Origin of the sequence: Mesorhizobium sp. M7A.F.Ca.CA.004.06.1.1 (genome assembly GCF_003999135.1) — a bacterium.
Lineage (GTDB): Bacteria > Pseudomonadota > Alphaproteobacteria > Rhizobiales > Rhizobiaceae > Mesorhizobium.
In genome coordinates this window covers 1-548 of record NZ_RZPQ01001391.1, presented here as the reverse complement: position 1 = coordinate 548, position 548 = coordinate 1, and the positions used below count along the sequence as shown (strand labels likewise).

2 pseudogenes are annotated in these 548 nt (G+C 56.8%); both read left to right on the top strand.

Annotation, left to right across the window (positions count from 1 at the left end):
- Positions 1 to 257, top strand: a pseudogene (locus EN906_RS36540) (tRNA (adenosine(37)-N6)-dimethylallyltransferase MiaA); the annotation flags it as partial.
- Positions 258 to 362: 105 nt separating this feature from the next.
- Positions 363 to 548: pseudogene (locus tag EN906_RS36535) on the top strand (GGDEF domain-containing protein); the annotation flags it as partial.

Genomic DNA, 548 nt, shown 5'->3' with positions numbered 1-548 from the left:
TCAAGCGGCTTGCGGCACTTGGCCTCGATCCCGAATTGCCGGCGATGAAAGCGATCGGCGGTCGCGAACTGCAGGCAGCGATGGCCGGAGAGATTGGCTTTCCCGAGGCAATCGAACGCGCCAAGATCGCGACCAGGCAATATTCCAAGCGGCAAACCACCTGGTTCAGGCATCAATTGGGGCCGGAATGGCTGAGATTGCGCCCCGGTGATGATCTGGAAACCACGATCTCAGCGCTTGCTTCCGATACAACCTGAAAAGTTTACCTGCAAGGAACGGTTCCCGTGGTGGTTGTCCAAATTAACCCTCCGTAAGCCCGCCCATGCCATAAGATCAGTGGGCACTTTTCCAACGGGGAGCAGATGCGTTTCCACAAGGCGGAATCAGCATTTTTCGTCTTTATATTCGTGATCCTGGCCGCCGGCCTGGTGACGCTGCATGCTTACGGACTTCTGCAATCCTTCGCCGACGAGTTGCATACGGCTTCGGGTCTGGACAAGGTCATCTATCTCAACAAGCTCTTGTTCGCGACCGGCGTGCTCCTGGCC